The following is a 15,386-nucleotide window of genomic DNA, read 5'->3' as shown; positions in this document are numbered from 1 at the left end:
CGAGTGGCCAAAGGGAGCAGACTGTAAATCTGCCGGCACTGCCTTCGATGGTTCGAATCCGTCCCCCTCCACCATATACATTAAAGCCAGCTCTTCGAGCTGGCTTTTTTGCATTTAAAATTCGTAAGACTCAAAAAAGGCCTTCGTCATGAAGGCCTGAATCAATTCTTAGTTATATCTGAAGGGAAACAGACCCTAAGATTCAATTAAAACAATTCGTGTTTCATAAGGCTTTAGCCATTGATGGCGAGTCACATGCTGCTCATTCCACTTGCTGTAGTTACCAAGCACATATTGCGCGCCTTCTAACGCGATGTCTTCAGGCAAAACAAATTCAACCTCATCGGCATAATAGTTATTCAAACAGAGTAAAGTCTGGCGTTCTGACTGGCGTCGATAGGCAAAGACAGACGGATGCTCCGGCAACAAATCGGTATAGTCACCCGTTGTAATGACTTCAAGCTGTTTCCGCAGTTTGATCAGTTTTTGATAGAAATAAAATACCGAGTCTTTATCGGCGATGGCGTGTTTGGCATTGAGTTGACGGTAATTCTGTGCAATATCTAGCCAAGGCTGCCCTTTTGAGAAACCAGCAAACTCAGAGTCATCCCACTGCATTGGAGTGCGTGAGTTATCTCGGGACTTTTGCGCAAGAATAGCCAGCATCTCTTGTTTGGGAAGGTTTTGTCCGCCGACCATGATGTTGTACATATTGATACTTTCTACATCTCGGTACTGTGTAATGCTCTGGTAGTTTGGATTAGTCATGCCAATCTCTTCGCCCTGATAAATATAAGGCGTGCCTTGCATCATATGTATCGAAGCCGCCAGCATTTTCGCTGACTCAACCCGATATTTTTTATCCTCTCCCAACCGGCTCACAATACGTGGTTGATCGTGGTTACACCAAAACAATGCCCCCCACCCTTTGCCATTCAACCCTGTTTGCCAGTGACCAAAAATCTGCTTCAGCTGAAGAAAATTAAATGGTGCCTTGGTCCACTTCTCACCGTTTGGATAATCCACTTTCAGGTGATGGAAGTTAAACACCATCGACAACTCTTTACCCTCAAGCGATGAATATTGCTGGCAGTGCTCTAGCGTTGTCGATGACATTTCTCCTACCGTTACGCTGCCATACTTTTGAAATACCGCTTGGCTGATTTCCTGTAAGTATTCATGAACTCGGGGACCATCGGTGTAGAAGCGGCGACCATCACCATGATTGTCATCTGGAAAGTCTTGCTGCTTTGAGATTAGGTTAATCACGTCAAGGCGGAAACCATCCACTCCTTTATGGGCCCAGAACTCAATCACCTCTTTAACTTCTGCGCGAACCACCGGATTTTCCCAGTTGAGATCGGCTTGCTCTTTAGCGAATAGATGCAAATAATATTGACCCGTTTTGTCATCCAGCGCCCACGCACTGCCACCAAACTTTGATTGCCAGTTATTGGGCACGCCCCCATCTACAGGATCTTTCCAAATATAATAATCACGATAAGGACTTGCTTTATCGCCTAATGCAGATTGAAACCATGGATGCTGGGTCGAGGTGTGATTAACCACGATGTCCATAATAATGCGGATCTCACGTTGATGCGCTTGTTCAAGTAGTGCATCAAAGTCATCCATGGTGCCAAAGTCTGGGTTAATCGCATAGTAATCGGAAATGTCGTACCCATTGTCGACCATTGGAGATTGATACACGGGTGTCAGCCAAATGGCATCCACACCCAGTAACTTCAAATAATCCAATTTCGAGATGATCCCTTTGATATCTCCGGTTCCTTGCGCACCACTATCACAAAAACTTTTGGGATAAATTTGATAGATGGTTGCAGTTTTCCACCAGTTTGCATCTTGATTACGGATTGTCATCTTTCAGACTCACTTACCAAAAAAAGAAAGAATAAGGAGCGGCAAACACCGCTCCATCAGAAAAGAAGTTAGGCAATTAAGCATTAATTGGCTCAAGCTCACCTTTCGCTTGAGCGCGCTTGTACAACATCAGAGTCATCATCGCGGGTAAGATAATCGCCACAAGCATTGCCACGGCGTAAATACCCCAAAACTGTGGTTGAATTGAGAGAATACCAGGCAGACCACCGACACCAATGCCGTTCGCCATAACACCTGCACTACCACAAATCGCAGCGGCGACTGCACTACCGATCATCGCACTCAACATAGGGAATTTGTATTTTAAGTTAATGCCGTACATGGCAGGCTCCGTTACACCAAGGTAAGCAGAGATCGCCGCAGGAACAGAAATATCACGCTCACCGTGTTTTTTACTGATGATAATGATGCCAACGACCGCTGAAGCCTGTGCAATATTCGATAATGCAATCAATGGCCAAATTGGAGTACCACCGAGATCTTGCATCAACTGCAAGTCAACTGCGTTAGTTGTATGGTGGATCCCCGTGATCACCAGTGGTGCATACAAAAAACCAAATATCATGGAACCAATCACCGCAAAATCACCGGTCATGGCAGCTTTAGCAGCAAAGGCAACACCATCACCCAACACACGACCAAAAGGACCAATTAGAGAGTGCGCTAAAATAACGGCGACAATGATCGAAACAAAAGGCACAACAACTAAATACAAGTAAGACGGAACAATGCGTTTTAAATGGGTTTCAATAAATGCCAGCGCCATACCCGCCAACATTGCTGGGATCACCTGCGCTTGATAACCGACTTTTTCGATGGCAAATAAACCAAAATCCCACACTTCAGGAACTTGCTTACCAATCAAATACGCATTCATTAACTGTGGCGATACTAATGTCACCCCTAGCGTGATGCCAAGAATCGGCGTACCGCCTAATTTCTTCACCGTCGACCAGCAAACACCGACAGGTAAGAAGAAGAAAATCGCTTCACCAATCAACCAGAGGAAACTATGGACTGTTGCCCAAAACTGGCTGATCTCCGTCAGTGACTGGCCATCAAACATTTTGATGTCACCAATCACATTACGGAAGCCTAGGATCAAACCACCCGTGATGATGGCAGGGAGCAGTGGTACAAAAATTTCAGCAAGATGGGAGATGCCACGCTCTAATATATTCATGTTCTGACGGGCCGCTAACTTGGCATCCTCTTTCGAGGCTTCCGTTTGTCCGGTGAGCTCAATCAGTACTTTGTAAACCTCGTCTACTTCCGTTCCGATGACAACTTGAAACTGACCAGCATTGGTAAAACATCCCTTAACCAATGACAGAGCTTCTAGCTTAGCCGTATCTGCCAAGCTCGTATCATTCAAGACAAAGCGTAATCGTGTCAAACAGTGGCTAACACTGGCAATATTGCCTTTGCCGCCGACCAGTTCTATCAGACGCTCAACCTCTTGTTTCGCTATCTTACTCATAAGTTTGTCCACCCTAGTTGGAATCTCATTCTGATATAATTTTTATTTTGGGAACATTCCCATTTCGACAATTATATTGCCATAGCAAATTAAAACCCAAAATGGGAACATTCCCATTAATTGAATAAGATCACAGTACAATTATAAATCAGTAAATAAAAGAATGGGTTAGCCGTTGAGTGGTGACTGAGTCATATGGATCAGTTCAGTTTCACCATTTAAGTGGGAAATCAATAAATTAGCAGCTTTTTCACCCGCCTCTGCATAGCCGGGATCAATACTAAAGACATTAGGGAAAAGGAAAGACAACAACTCATTACCACCAACTCCGGTGACGACAACATCTTCACGTCCGAGTTCTTGTAAACGCTTAATCACCCCCATAGCTAGAGTGTCACTGGCACAAACAATGGCTTGAGTTTGTTTAGTCAACACATCTGTCACGAGATGGTAGGCGCTATCATGATGCAACTGACCCGTTTGGTAGTTAGGCTTCACTCCATGCTGCTGGCACCAGTCAAGATATGCCTCGAGACGGAGTTTCCCAGTCGTTTTATCACTTGGGTCGACACCAACAAATGCAATGTCTCGGCAATTTTTTGCAAGGAGATACTCAAGAGCACAAAAAATCACGCCACGATTATCATAATTAATGGAAGAAACAGCTTGAGTATCCATAGCTAACACCACAGCTCGATTTTGCCAAGCGGCAAGCTTGTCGATGTCTAACTCACTAAAGCCAAACACAATGATCCCATCAACATTGCGACGTCGCAGTACCTCTAAATGCTCCGAGGTTTTCTCACGGTCAAACTGGCTCTCCATAATCACTGCATCGTACCCCGCTTTATACAAGGCTTGCAGCATACTGCCGACCGCGCGGTTTTCTGATGGTGAATCCAGACGAGAAATAATCACCCCGACGACTTTCTGACTCCCGCCTCGCATCGCTTGAGCCGATTTCGAAGGCACATAGCCTGATTGCTCAATAACTTGCTCTACTTTGGCTCGAGTTTCCGGCTTTACTTTTGGATCATTGGTCAATACACGAGAGACCGTTGATTTACCAACGCCCGATAGTTTAGCAATATCCAGAATCGTGAGTTTTTTACTCATATAAGTCAGCAGTGATAGTTAATAGAAAAGAAACGGGGATCAGAAAGGCATTCATGTCGAATGCCTTTTTTGCTATTTCGCGACCCGCAGGGTTGTCCGCCAATACGTATTACGTTATTGAGTTTTGCAATTCTTGTAAATCTCTCGGTCCAATTCCAAGCGAGCTTCGTATCCTTTCGTGTACAGCGTCACAGGATTACCGATCTCAGCGGTGCCGTCATCAAGAATATAGCGAGTCCCCGACCCCATGATCACTTGTTTCATCTGAAACTCTTCATCGGCAACCTGCAACACCGCCGAACGTTGTTGTGGGTAATACGCCGCTGAGAACGTTTCATTTTGGTCACAATGATAATGATAGAATCGCCCTTCGCTTAAGCCCTCTTGCGAGCCAGAGCCTGCACACCCTAACGCAGCCATTAAGCTAAACATAGAAATAGCGATGAGTTTTTTCATTAAGCCCTCCTTCCACATCAAAAGGTTGCCTACTAAGTATATACACTCAAGTTAGCAAGCTACCTGTTTGACAGGAAATCAGGCTTATTTGGTAAGGTAAGCGGGTACTTCTTTAATGCTGTCTAACACAGCAGTCGCTATTGCTTCACCCTGCTCTGTCACAGGCTTTCCTGTGCGAACTAAAATTTTTGTTCCAACGCCAGCGGCATCAGCTGCCATCATGTCTTCTGCTTTATCACCAACCATGACAGAGTTGGCCATATCAATGTTCAGAAAATCACGCGCAGAGATAAACATTCCAGGTTTGGGTTTGCGACAATCACAATCTTCTTTGTACTTCCCAACACCATGCTCTGCGTGATGAGGGCAGTAATAAATACCGTCAAACTCAACCCCATTGTCGACAAAATTCCAGTCCATCCATTGGGTCAAAGATAAAAAGCGATCTTCACTAAATTTACCGCGAGCAATCCCTGACTGGTTAGTGACCAATACCAGCTGATAGCCCATTTGCTTCAACTGTTTCGTCGCTTCAAATACACCATCAATAAACTCAAAATCATGTTCATCATGAACATAACCATGATCGACGTTAATCACGCCATCACGATCTAAAAAGACTGCTGGTTTCGCCAAAATTTGCTTCTCTGTCTGTATTATAGGGAAAGGCCGATTATACATGACTTGGGTGCAAGTAACATTAAGATGCGAGTAGGAGCTTACGAAGCCTTAGTACAAAACCTCATCATGGATATGCATTCCGATTTGTCATATCTAATGACACTTTAATTAGCTGCAATTCTCCGTTTAGCCATCTAGACGTAAAAATATCTATTGACTTGAATCTCTGAACACCATAGCATCATCTACTAATTGAGACATTGCTCAAAATATTATTCTGTTTCCTCTGCACTCAAGTTAAACAGGTTTTTAAATGATTGAGATTAAACAAGTTAATAAGGTTTTCTATCAAGGCGATAAACAAATTAATGCCTTGAAAGACATCAACCTTCATGTTCCACAAGGCACTATTTTTGGTGTCATTGGTTCTTCTGGTGCGGGGAAAAGTACGCTCATCCGTTGCGTGAATATGCTTGAAGCGCCAACATCAGGCAATATCGTTGTTGACGGTGTCGACCTGACCCAGTTGTCGAAATCTGAGCTAAGTAAAGCGCGCCGTAATATTGGTATGATTTTCCAACATTTTAATCTGCTCTCTTCTCGTACCGTATTTGACAACGTTGCCCTTCCACTCGAGCTTGCTGGCAAAGAGAAAAGCCAAATCAACGCGAAAGTTTCTGAACTACTAAAACTGGTTGGTCTTGCAGACAAACATGAAAGCTACCCTTCAAACTTGAGTGGTGGTCAGAAACAACGTGTCGCTATCGCTCGAGCATTGGCATCCGATCCTAAGGTTTTATTATGTGATGAAGCCACCAGCGCACTGGATCCAGCGACCACACAATCCATTCTTGAGTTACTGAAAGAGATCAACCGCACCCTCAACATCACGATGCTACTGATCACTCACGAAATGGATGTTGTTAAAAGCATCTGTCACGAAGTAGCAATCATCGGTGATGGTGAGCTGGTCGAAAAAGGCACTGTTGGCGAGATTTTCGCCCATCCAAAAACAGAATTAGCCCACGATTTTATTCGCTCTACACTCGACCTTTCTATTCCTGAAGACTACCAAGCACGTCTTCAGACAACACGAGTTGAAGGTAGTTACCCGTTGGTACGCCTCGAGTTTACAGGTGCTACCGTTGATGCGCCTTTGATGTCGCAAATCTCACGTAAGTTCAATATTGATGTCAGTATTTTGAGCTCAGATCTGGATTACGCTGGTGGTGTTAAGTTTGGCATGATGGTCGCTGAACTCTTTGGCAACGAATCAGACGATAATGCGGCAATCCATTATCTTCGCGACCATAATGTAAAAGTGGAGGTGCTAGGTTATGTCCTTTAATACAGTTTCTGATTGGATTAGCCTGAATGGCGATCTTCTACTGGGGGCAACATGGGAAACCCTCTACATGGTTGCTGTGGCGGGTATTGTTGGTTTCGCTGTCGGTATTCCGCTAGGTGTGATCCTGCATATCACCAAAAAAGGTGGGCTACTTGAAAATACCACATTGAACAATGTGTTAGGTGCAGTGGTAAACGTTGGTCGCTCAGTGCCATTCTTAGTCCTAATGGTGGCTATTATTCCCGTAACTAAGTTACTCGTCGGGACCTTTATCGGCACAACCGCCGCAATCGTTCCTCTCACCATTGGCGCAATCCCATTTGTAGCCCGCCTAATTGAAGGGGCATTACTTGAAGTGCCGACGGGCTTAGTCGAAGCCGCTCAATCCATGGGCGCGACACCACTTCAAATTATTTCAAAAGTTCTACTGCCAGAAGCACTACCAACTATTGTTAACTCAGTAACCATTACCCTGGTGACTTTGGTAAGTTACTCAGCCATGGCAGGAACGGTAGGCGGTGGCGGCTTAGGTGATGTAGCCATCCGTTATGGCTTCCACCGTTACGATGTGGTCATTATGGCTGTGACGGTCGTCATGCTTATCGTATTGGTACAAATTATTCAAATGATTGGCGATGCTGTTGTTCGCCGCGTTGATCACAGATAACAACACAAGATTTTATAAGGAGATAGTCGATGAAATTTAATTTAAAAGGTCTTTTGGCAATTGCAGCAGCCGCTTCAGCGTTGGTACTTTCAGGTTGTGGTGAGAAAGCCGTAGATAACAGCAAAATCAAAGTTGGAGTCATGGCTGGTGCAGAAGCACAAGTGGCAGAAGTAGCTGCAAAAGTTGCAAAAGAAACTTATGGCTTGGATGTTGAACTGGTTACTTTTACTGATTACGTCACACCAAACGCTGCGCTTGATGATGGCTCTATCGACATCAATGCATTCCAGCACAAACCATACCTAGACCAACAAGTGACCGATCGCGGTTATAAGCTGACTATCGCTGGCAACACTTTTGTCTATCCAATTGCAGGCTACTCAAAACAAGTAAAATCAGTGGATGAAATCAAAGATGGCGACCGTATCGCTGTACCAAACGATCCAACTAACCTTGGCCGTTCATTGCTATTGCTTGAGCAACAAGGCTTGCTAAAACTACGTGAAGGTGTTGGCCTGCTAGCAACAGTACGTGACATCGTAGAAAACCCGAAAAACATCACAATCGTTGAACTCGATGCTGCACAGCTTCCTCGTTCATTAGATGATGTTGCGCTATCAATCATTAACACCACTTACGCAAGCTCAATCAACCTAACACCACAAAAAGACGGCGTCTTCGTTGAAGATAAAGAGTCGCCATACGTAAACCTAATTGTGGCGCGTGAAGACAATGTAAAAGCTGAAAACGTACAAAACTTTGTGAAGTCTTACCAAACTGAAGAAGTGTACAACGCCGCTTCAGAGATCTTCCAAGGTGGTGTGGTAAAAGGCTGGTAATTATTTACTACGCTATACAAATTGTAAGGGCTAACGTTAACGCGTTAGCCCTTTTTTAATCCCCATAATTCTATTCTTTGCTTGGTTTGTCATAACGAACCTGCGACAATCCGCCCTTAACTACTCAATAAGACCTATATGATGAAACTACTAGTTCGTAACCTTGCACGTACAACAACAGAGCACGAAATTCGTGTTCTATTTTCAGCTCACGGTACTGTTGCTCAATGTACTCTGGTCTTAGATCAAGAAACAGGGCAATCAAAAGGCTTCGCCTTTGTTGAAATGGCTAATGAAGAGGAAGCTAAAGCGGCGATGACTCATTTAAACCTTAGCACGCTTGCTAAAAGTAAGATTCGCGTGAAGATAGCAAACAACTAAGCAAGTCATTACGGATACAGAAAGTGAAGTCAGCATAACGCTGGCTTTTTTATTATCTAATAAGCTCCTAAATGAAAAAGCCAGAGCAAGAGCTCTGGCTTTTAATGAAGATTTAATAACCTCTACTAAGGTGTGTAATACGTTGCAGCACCCGGACCTACTGGTAGACCAAACACGAATACCCATAGGTAGAACAACACACTCCAACCAACGATAAAGCAGATTGAGTAAGGGAGCATGGTCGCGATCAGTGTACCGATACCTAGATTCTTCATATAACGGCTAGCAACCGCAAGGATCAGACCAAAGTAACTCATCATCGGTGTAATGATGTTAGTAGTCGAATCACCGATACGGTAAGCTGCCTGAATCGTTTCTGGCGCGTAACCAACTAGCATTAGCATCGGAACGAAGATTGGCGCTGTTACTGCCCACTGAGCTGACGCTGAACCGATCATTAGGTTAATGAAGCCACACATTAGGATGAATGCGAAAAACAGCATTGGGCCAGTCAAGCCAATTTCCTGTAGGAAGCTTGCACCCGCAACCGCAAATACCTGACCGAAGTTAGTCCACTTAAAGAACGCAACAAACTGCGCTGCAAAGAAGACCAGTACGATGTACATGCCCATTGAAGACATTGATTTCGCCATCGCATCAATCACATCACGGTCCGTTTTCATTGAACCAGTAACTTTACCGTAGACAAAGCCAGGGATCGCAAAGAATACAAAGATAAACGCAACGATACTTTTCAGGAATGGTGAACCTGCCACTGTACCGGTTGCTGAACGCAGTACGCCATCTTCAGGAACAATTGTCCAAGCAAGTAATGCAGAAACAACCACTACCGCTAGACCCGCTAACTTAAGGCCTTTCTTCTCAACAGCCGTAAGTTTACCCATGGTGTCTTGAGATAGGTCTTCTGCCGCTTCTTCTTCATTGTATTTGCCCAATTTAGGCTCAACAATTTTCTCGGTAACAAACGCACCCATGAACGCGATGAAGAACGTCGATACAAACATGAAGTACCAGTTTACTTCTGGGCCAACAGTGTAAGTCGGGTCAATCATTTGCGCCGCTGTTTCTGTAATACCAGAAAGCAATGGATCAACCGTACCAATCAGTAGGTTTGCTGAGTATCCGCCAGAAACACCAGCGAAGGCAGCAGCAAGACCTGCAAGAGGGTGACGTCCTAAAGAGTGGAATAGCATTGCTGCTAATGGGATAAGAACGACGTAACCCAACTCAGATGCAGTGTTAGAAATGATACCAGCGAATACAACAGTCACTGTCACCATACGCTTAGACGCGCCCATCACCATGCCACGCATCGCGGCAGAAAGTAGACCTGAGTGCTCTGCGATCGCAACACCTAACATCGCCACTAAAACAGTACCGAGCGGTGCGAAGCCAACAAAGTTTTTAACCAGATTGGTCACAATCAGTTGGAGGCCATCTGCATTAAGCAAGCTGACAACGTGGATCATGCCATCAGCCGCTCGACCTTTCGCACCTTCAGGGCGAGGGTCAACGACAGAAACATCAAAATAGCCAGCGATGCCAGATGTGATAAGAATGGCCACACAGAAGATGGCGAAAAGAGTGATTGGGTGGGGTAAAAGGTTCCCCAAATATTCAACAGCATCTAGGAAACGCGTAAATAACGGTTTCTTAGGTGAATTTTGTTTAATTGAAGCAGATGAACTCATCTGTTCCCTCCTTGTAGTTATTCCTCCGAATTTGTGACAAATCATTCACAAATCCAGCGCAGGTTACTTGAGAGAAGGCTCAATTAAAAATCCTAAATGTTACAAAGTGTTGCTGTAATCACAATTTTTCACCATTTTTTATCAAATATGTAGATTTTATATCCAGTTACAAACAATTTGTTAGCATAATTATTAAGCTAGATTAATTAGAGTAACTAATGAGTTTGTCAGTTATTTCTGAACCGCCTTAAACCTCGGGTTGGTTTTACAAATCACATATAAACGACCACGGCGCTTCACGATTTGGCAGTCTGGGTGACGACTTTTCGCACTCTTTAATGATTTAACTACCTTCATTTACTCCTCTCCTTTTGAAAACTGGGCAAAACGACGGTTAAAGTTGGCGATACGTCCTTCTTTTTGGATAACACGTTGCTTGCCAGTATAGAAAGGGTGAGATTCCGAAGAAACGTCTAACGTAAAATAAGGATACGTTTCGCCGTCTTCCCACTTGATCGTACGATCGGTTTGCAAGGTTGACCCCACAACGAAATACTTGTCGACGCTCGTATCGTGAAAAACCACTTTCCGGTATTCAGGATGGATGCCTGGTTTCATATTCTACTCCTCAAAAGATAAATTGTTATGTTATAACGTTTTAATTAATAATCATTCTCAACCAGTTTTGCAAGTAAAAAATGTGATACTTTGTGTCGCAGTCTTTTTCGTCATAACAATCAATATGTATTCCATAGACCCAATTGGTACCGTAGAAAGTCCATATAAAGAGAAATTTGCGGTTCCTCGCCAACCTCGCTTGGTGCCTGCTGCAACAGCACGGATCAAGCTTTTAGGAGCCGCTAATTGTTTGGAAGCCGTAAGAGGCATCGAACAATTTAGCCACGTGTGGCTGTTATTTCTGTTTGATCAAAATCTTTCAGCAGGTTGGAAGCCGACCGTGCGACCACCTCGCCTTGGTGGCAATGAGCGCATTGGCGTATTTGCCTCACGCTCAACGTTCCGCCCAAATGGCATTGGGATGTCGGCCGTTGAACTAAAAGGTGTCTCAATTGAAGGGGATCAGGTGTACCTCGAGCTGGGCAGTGTCGATTTAGTCAGTGGTACGCCTATTGTGGATATTAAGCCCTACATCCCCTACTCCGATTCAGTAACAAACGCAAAAGGTGGGTATGCGGACGCAGAGCCTGCCACTTCAGTGGTCATTTTTTCTGAGCAGGCTCAACGGCTACTCGCGAAGAGAGCAGACGGTCGTACTGAGCGTGAAATCATCGAGCAAGTACTCGCGCAAGATCCTCGGCCAGCTTATAAGAAGAAAAAACCAGATAGTAAAGAATATGCGGTAAATTTGTTCGATCTGAACGTTAAGTTCACAGCGAGCGATAACTTAATAACAGTTACTGCGATTGAACACTTTTGACAAAGCCAATTGGCTGATATTATAAGCGGCTAACAATTTTCCCCTCGGGGACCTTCATACTCCGGTCCATTCTGGCTCGAGTATCTAACTTTAATAAACGGATAAATTTAATGCGTACCAGTAATTATCTTCTTTCTACTCTGAAGGAGACTCCAAACGACGCAGAAGTAGTGAGCCACCAGCTCATGCTACGCGCGGGTATGATCCGTAAGCTGGCTTCAGGTCTTTATACCTGGCTGCCTACTGGTCTACGTGTGCTGCGTAAAGTCGAAAACATCGTTCGTCAAGAGATCGACAATGCAGGTGCAGTCGAAACTTTGATGCCCGTTGTTCAGCCGTTTGAACTATGGGAAGAGACAGGTCGTTCTGAGAAGATGGGTCCTGAGCTACTTCGCTTTACTGACCGTCATACTCGTCCGTTTGTTCTTAGCCCTACAGCTGAAGAAGTGATCACTAGCCTTGTGCGTAACGAAGTGAGCTCTTACAAACAGCTTCCGCTAAACCTGTACCAGATCCAGACTAAATTCCGTGATGAGCGTCGCCCACGTTTTGGTGTAATGCGTGCACGTGAATTCTGCATGATGGATGCTTACAGCTTCGACATCGACAAAGAAGGTCTAGAGAAATCTTACCAAGCGATGCACGATGCTTACTGTAAAGCATTCGATCGCATGGGTCTTGAGTACCGCCCAGTACTGGCTGACTCTGGTGCTATCGGCGGTAGTGGCTCTCAAGAGTTCCACGTACTTGCAGAAAGTGGCGAAGACCTAATCGCATTCTCTACTGAGTCTGATTACGCAGCAAACATCGAAAAAGCGGAAGCTGCTGCTCCTGCTGGCGAGCGTGCAGCGCCAACTCAAGAGATGACGCTGGTTGATACGCCAAACGCGAAAACTATTGCCGAGCTTGTTGAACAGTTCGACATGCCGATCGAAAAGACAGTTAAGACGCTATTCGTTAAAGCCTCTGATGAAGTAGACGCAGACATCATCGCGCTTATCATCCGTGGCGATCACGAACTAAACGAAGTGAAAGCAGAGAACCTTCCTCAAGTTGCTTCTCCTCTAGAGATGGCGACAGAAGAAGAAATTCGCGCACTGATCGGCGCTGGCCCAGGTTCTCTAGGTCCAGTAAACCTTGAATTGCCGTTCATCGTTGACCGTACTGTTGCTGTAATGACCGACTTTGGCGCGGGTGCTAATGTTGATGACAAACACTACTTCGGCATCAACTGGGGCCGTGACGTTGAGCTAGGCCAAATTGAAGACCTACGTAACGTTGTTGAAGGTGATCCAAGCCCATGTGGTCAAGGTACATTACAACTGAAACGTGGTATCGAAGTTGGTCACATCTTCCAACTTGGTAATGCTTATTCAGAAGCGATGAACTGTGGCGTGCTTGGTCCTGATGGTAAGAACGTAATCCTAGAAATGGGTTGCTACGGCATCGGAGTTTCACGTGTTGTTGCTTCTGCAATCGAGCAAAACCACGACAAATACGGCATCATTTGGCCAGACGCACTAGCACCTTTCCAAGTAGCGATCGTTCCAATGAACATGCACAAGTCTGAAGAAGTGAAAGAAGCGGCTGAGAAGCTGTACGCTGAGCTGACGGCTATGGGTATTGAAGTACTGTTCGACGACCGTAAAGAGCGTCCAGGCGTTATGTTCTCTGATATGGAGCTTATCGGTATTCCTCACACTATCGTGATCGGTGATCGTTCAATGAAAGAAGGCAACTTCGAGTACAAGAACCGCCGCTCAGGTGAGAAAACAGCTGTAGCGATGGCTGATATTGTTGAACACATTAAAGCGCAACTGGCTTAAATTGTTTAACGCTTAGAAATTAAAAAGGCCGATGGAAACATCGGCCTTTTTGTTTATCTACTCCAACGGTTCTGTTGGTGCTTGGCTTGCGACTTTCTTCGGCGCGTATGGCACATCAACAAGTTCATCAGCATTACCATCAATCAATTCACCAAAGTGAAAAATACCGAACTCGCCCGGCTTCATTCGATGCCAAGTTTCATTGTCCGTTAAAGGTTGAGTGGCAATCACCGACACAACATCGTTTGGCGTAGTCTCTTCTTGGAAGTTGATCTCCACGTCCTCATCAATCAATGACGCTTTACCAAAAGGTGCGCGGCGAGTGATCCAATAAAGATGATTGGTACAATACGTCATGACGTATTCCCCATCAGAAAGCAGCATATTAAACACCCCCTTCTCACGCAGCTTGTCACAGCATTGCGCAACAAAACGGAAAACACCAACCATATCTTGCGGTGGCTCAGGGTACTTATCTTCCATCTGTTTAAGTAACCAGCAGAAAGAAAGCTCGCTGTCGGTCTGCCCGACTGGCCGGTGGCGTCCCGTTTGGAAATCCTGATAATCAGACAATTGCCCATTATGAGCAAAGGTCCAATAACGCCCCCATAACTCGCGGGTAAATGGGTGGGTATTTTCAAGGTTAACGCCACCACGATTCGCTTGCCGAATGTGGCTGATCACCGCACAACTCTTGATGGGATAATTCTGTACTAACTCTGCGATTTTAGAGTCGCAGCTTGGGTTTGGATCTTTGAAATTACGGAATCCTTTCCCCTCATAAAAGGTGATTCCCCAACCATCGCGATGAGGGCCTGTATTGCCCCCACGCTGCATCAAACCAGTAAAACTAAAACAAATGTCTGTCGGCACATTTGCGCTCATTCCGAGCAACTCACACATGGTTTAAAACACTCCTTTGAAAATTAAACCAATTATTTTTCCATTTCCTTTTCAATCAACTGAATCACAATGTGAATGATCTTGATGTGGATCTCTTGAATGCGATCAGCATAACCAAAGTGTGGCACACGGATTTCAATATCCGCGAGTCCTGCCATTTTACCACCATCTTTCCCTGTCAATGCGATGGTCTTCATGCCTTTTGCCTTCGCAGCATCAATCGCTTTTAAGATATTGCCAGAGTTACCAGATGTAGAAAGGCCAAACAGCACATCACCTTGAGCACCAACCGCTTCGACATAACGTGAGAAAACAAAATCATAGCCAAAGTCATTACTTACACACGACAAGTGGCTTGGATCTGAAATAGCGATACCAGGATAGCCCGGACGATTTTCACGATAACGGCCAGTTAGCTCTTCCGCAAAGTGCATCGCATCACAGTGAGAACCACCATTGCCACAAGAAAGGACTTTGCCACCTTGCTTAAATGAATCCGCGATCAATTTTGCTGCGGCTTCAATTTGAGCAATATTGTTGTCATCACTCAGAAATTTGTTGAGAACGTCGGCAGCTTCAGTCAACTCACTTTTAATCAGGTCGTGGTACATAGGATTTTTCTCTTAGTTATTCTGTAACAAGATGACCCCCACTGAGGGAGGTTCTGCGTTATCTCTGAGTTTACTCAAACAATTCT

16 protein-coding genes are annotated in these 15,386 nt (G+C 44.9%); 6 read left to right on the top strand and 10 right to left on the bottom strand.

Annotated elements, in window-relative coordinates; translation table 11 throughout:
* Nucleotides 1-195: 195 nt before the first annotated feature.
* From treC to gmhB, 5 genes are all read right to left on the bottom strand, one after another.
* Nucleotides 196-1,881, bottom strand: coding sequence for an alpha,alpha-phosphotrehalase (gene treC, locus ACQEXU_RS16465; RefSeq protein ID WP_427011636.1), 1,686 nt, complete (start codon nucleotides 1,879-1,881; stop codon nucleotides 196-198).
* Nucleotides 1,882-1,957: 76 nt separating this feature from the next.
* Nucleotides 1,958-3,382 (bottom strand): PTS trehalose transporter subunit IIBC, encoded by a 1,425-nt coding sequence (treB, locus tag ACQEXU_RS16460; protein WP_427011635.1) that lies wholly within the window; start codon nucleotides 3,380-3,382, stop codon nucleotides 1,958-1,960.
* A gap of 168 nt (nucleotides 3,383-3,550) precedes the next feature.
* Nucleotides 3,551-4,498: a trehalose operon repressor TreR gene (treR, locus tag ACQEXU_RS16455; protein ID WP_427011634.1), complete on the bottom strand. Its 948-nt coding sequence runs from the start codon at nucleotides 4,496-4,498 to the stop codon at nucleotides 3,551-3,553.
* Nucleotides 4,499-4,612: 114 nt separating this feature from the next.
* Nucleotides 4,613-4,954, bottom strand: coding sequence for an MliC family protein (locus ACQEXU_RS16450; protein WP_367988381.1), 342 nt, complete (start codon nucleotides 4,952-4,954; stop codon nucleotides 4,613-4,615).
* A gap of 84 nt (nucleotides 4,955-5,038) precedes the next feature.
* Nucleotides 5,039-5,590: a D-glycero-beta-D-manno-heptose 1,7-bisphosphate 7-phosphatase gene (gene gmhB, locus ACQEXU_RS16445; protein ID WP_427011633.1), complete on the bottom strand. Its 552-nt coding sequence runs from the start codon at nucleotides 5,588-5,590 to the stop codon at nucleotides 5,039-5,041.
* A gap of 298 nt (nucleotides 5,591-5,888) precedes the next feature.
* On the opposite strand from gmhB, the gene metN reads away from it, so the two are divergent.
* The 4 genes from metN (at nucleotide 5,889) to ACQEXU_RS16425 (ending at nucleotide 8,810) form a co-directional block, all read left to right on the top strand.
* The gene (gene metN / locus ACQEXU_RS16440; RefSeq protein ID WP_427011632.1) at nucleotides 5,889-6,923 is read left to right on the top strand and encodes a methionine ABC transporter ATP-binding protein MetN; all 1,035 of its coding nucleotides are present in this window, start codon (nucleotides 5,889-5,891) and stop codon (nucleotides 6,921-6,923) included.
* On the top strand, nucleotides 6,913-7,590 hold the full coding sequence (locus ACQEXU_RS16435) for a methionine ABC transporter permease (RefSeq protein ID WP_427011631.1): 678 nt from the start codon (nucleotides 6,913-6,915) through the stop codon (nucleotides 7,588-7,590). Before metN ends, ACQEXU_RS16435 begins: the two co-directional genes overlap by 11 nt.
* Nucleotides 7,591-7,619: 29 nt before the next feature.
* The gene (gene metQ / locus ACQEXU_RS16430) at nucleotides 7,620-8,429 is read left to right on the top strand and encodes a methionine ABC transporter substrate-binding lipoprotein MetQ (RefSeq protein ID WP_367988377.1); all 810 of its coding nucleotides are present in this window, start codon (nucleotides 7,620-7,622) and stop codon (nucleotides 8,427-8,429) included.
* A gap of 141 nt (nucleotides 8,430-8,570) precedes the next feature.
* On the top strand, nucleotides 8,571-8,810 hold the full coding sequence (locus ACQEXU_RS16425) for an RNA recognition motif domain-containing protein (RefSeq protein WP_427011630.1): 240 nt from the start codon (nucleotides 8,571-8,573) through the stop codon (nucleotides 8,808-8,810).
* A gap of 125 nt (nucleotides 8,811-8,935) precedes the next feature.
* On the opposite strand, the gene ACQEXU_RS16420 is transcribed toward ACQEXU_RS16425, so the two are convergent.
* From ACQEXU_RS16420 to ACQEXU_RS16410, 3 genes are all read right to left on the bottom strand, one after another.
* Nucleotides 8,936-10,522 carry an AbgT family transporter gene (locus tag ACQEXU_RS16420; protein WP_427011629.1) on the bottom strand — a complete coding sequence of 529 codons (1,587 nt, stop codon included), beginning with the start codon at nucleotides 10,520-10,522 and terminating at the stop codon, nucleotides 8,936-8,938.
* 231 nt (nucleotides 10,523-10,753) lie between these two features.
* Nucleotides 10,754-10,879, bottom strand: coding sequence for a type B 50S ribosomal protein L36 (gene ykgO / locus ACQEXU_RS16415; protein ID WP_005380299.1), 126 nt, complete (start codon nucleotides 10,877-10,879; stop codon nucleotides 10,754-10,756).
* Entirely contained in the window at nucleotides 10,880-11,140 is a 261-nt protein-coding gene (locus tag ACQEXU_RS16410) for a type B 50S ribosomal protein L31 (protein ID WP_427011628.1), read from the bottom strand.
* Between the two features lie 124 nt (nucleotides 11,141-11,264).
* On the opposite strand from ACQEXU_RS16410, the gene tsaA reads away from it, so the two are divergent.
* Together tsaA and ACQEXU_RS16400 are read left to right on the top strand one after the other, a co-directional pair.
* A complete protein-coding gene (gene tsaA, locus ACQEXU_RS16405) occupies nucleotides 11,265-11,960 on the top strand; it encodes a tRNA (N6-threonylcarbamoyladenosine(37)-N6)-methyltransferase TrmO (protein WP_427011627.1) in 696 nt (231 codons plus the stop codon).
* A 110-nt stretch (nucleotides 11,961-12,070) separates the two neighbouring features.
* Nucleotides 12,071-13,786, top strand: coding sequence for a proline--tRNA ligase (locus ACQEXU_RS16400; RefSeq protein ID WP_367988373.1), 1,716 nt, complete (start codon nucleotides 12,071-12,073; stop codon nucleotides 13,784-13,786).
* 57 nt (nucleotides 13,787-13,843) lie between these two features.
* On the opposite strand, the gene ACQEXU_RS16395 is transcribed toward ACQEXU_RS16400, so the two are convergent.
* Together ACQEXU_RS16395 and lpcA are read right to left on the bottom strand one after the other, a co-directional pair.
* Nucleotides 13,844-14,689, bottom strand: a complete 846-nt coding sequence (locus ACQEXU_RS16395; protein WP_367988372.1) for a class II glutamine amidotransferase — start codon at nucleotides 14,687-14,689, stop codon at nucleotides 13,844-13,846.
* A 32-nt stretch (nucleotides 14,690-14,721) separates the two neighbouring features.
* Complete coding sequence (gene lpcA / locus ACQEXU_RS16390; protein WP_367988371.1) at nucleotides 14,722-15,300, bottom strand: D-sedoheptulose 7-phosphate isomerase; 579 nt, start codon at nucleotides 15,298-15,300, stop codon at nucleotides 14,722-14,724.
* Between the last annotated feature and the right edge of the window lie 86 nt (nucleotides 15,301-15,386).

The sequence above is a fragment of the Vibrio sp. TRT 21S02 genome, assembly GCF_050113675.1.
GTDB lineage: Bacteria > Pseudomonadota > Gammaproteobacteria > Enterobacterales > Vibrionaceae > Vibrio.
Note: the sequence above shows the minus strand (reverse complement) of the source record. Positions and strands in the feature narration are given on the sequence as shown.

Excerpts from the sequence above, each read along its gene's own strand:
- treC (WP_427011636.1), bottom strand. The coding sequence starts at position 1,881 with ATGACAATCCGTAATCAAGATGCAAACTGGTGGAAAACTGCAACCATC.
- treB (WP_427011635.1), bottom strand. The coding sequence starts at position 3,382 with ATGAGTAAGATAGCGAAACAAGAGGTTGAGCGTCTGATAGAACTGGTC.
- treR (WP_427011634.1), bottom strand. The coding sequence starts at position 4,498 with ATGAGTAAAAAACTCACGATTCTGGATATTGCTAAACTATCGGGCGTT.
- ACQEXU_RS16450 (WP_367988381.1), bottom strand. The coding sequence starts at position 4,954 with ATGAAAAAACTCATCGCTATTTCTATGTTTAGCTTAATGGCTGCGTTA.
- metN (WP_427011632.1), top strand. The coding sequence starts at position 5,889 with ATGATTGAGATTAAACAAGTTAATAAGGTTTTCTATCAAGGCGATAAA.
- ACQEXU_RS16435 (WP_427011631.1), top strand. The coding sequence starts at position 6,913 with ATGTCCTTTAATACAGTTTCTGATTGGATTAGCCTGAATGGCGATCTT.
- metQ (WP_367988377.1), top strand. The coding sequence starts at position 7,620 with ATGAAATTTAATTTAAAAGGTCTTTTGGCAATTGCAGCAGCCGCTTCA.
- ACQEXU_RS16425 (WP_427011630.1), top strand. The coding sequence starts at position 8,571 with ATGAAACTACTAGTTCGTAACCTTGCACGTACAACAACAGAGCACGAA.
- ACQEXU_RS16420 (WP_427011629.1), bottom strand. The coding sequence starts at position 10,522 with ATGAGTTCATCTGCTTCAATTAAACAAAATTCACCTAAGAAACCGTTA.
- ykgO (WP_005380299.1), bottom strand. The coding sequence starts at position 10,879 with ATGAAGGTAGTTAAATCATTAAAGAGTGCGAAAAGTCGTCACCCAGAC.
- ACQEXU_RS16410 (WP_427011628.1), bottom strand. The coding sequence starts at position 11,140 with ATGAAACCAGGCATCCATCCTGAATACCGGAAAGTGGTTTTTCACGAT.
- tsaA (WP_427011627.1), top strand. The coding sequence starts at position 11,265 with ATGTATTCCATAGACCCAATTGGTACCGTAGAAAGTCCATATAAAGAG.
- ACQEXU_RS16400 (WP_367988373.1), top strand. The coding sequence starts at position 12,071 with ATGCGTACCAGTAATTATCTTCTTTCTACTCTGAAGGAGACTCCAAAC.
- ACQEXU_RS16395 (WP_367988372.1), bottom strand. The coding sequence starts at position 14,689 with ATGTGTGAGTTGCTCGGAATGAGCGCAAATGTGCCGACAGACATTTGT.
- lpcA (WP_367988371.1), bottom strand. The coding sequence starts at position 15,300 with ATGTACCACGACCTGATTAAAAGTGAGTTGACTGAAGCTGCCGACGTT.